This window comes from Mesorhizobium sp. M8A.F.Ca.ET.207.01.1.1 (assembly GCF_004794715.1).
Taxonomy (GTDB): domain Bacteria; phylum Pseudomonadota; class Alphaproteobacteria; order Rhizobiales; family Rhizobiaceae; genus Mesorhizobium.
Genome location: NZ_SRUS01000496.1, coordinates 1 through 297, shown reverse-complemented (window position 1 = coordinate 297; position 297 = coordinate 1). Strand labels below are relative to the sequence as shown.

Genomic DNA, 297 nt, shown 5'->3' with positions numbered 1-297 from the left:
CTTGGCGATGTAGCGGCGCAGCGAGGCCGGCGCGGCGAAACGCCAGCGCTGGGCCCGCGCGTCGTCGTGGATGGACAGCACCTGGCCGAGGCCGTCGACGTGGCCGCTGACCAGATGGCCGCCCAGGCGGTCGGTCGGGCGCATGGCGCGCTCCAGGTTGATGACCGCCCCTTCGCCCAGTTGGCCCAGCGTGGTCAGGCCCAGGGTCTCGGTGGAGGCATCGGCCTGGAAGCTGTTGGCGTCGAATGCGATGACGGTGAGGCAGACGCCGTTGATGGCAATGCTCTCGCCCATCTG

The 297-nt window shown here is 70.4% G+C and carries 1 pseudogene; it reads right to left on the bottom strand.

Annotated elements, in window-relative coordinates:
* A pseudogene (locus EN850_RS35535) lies at positions 1-297 on the bottom strand (riboflavin synthase); the annotation flags it as partial.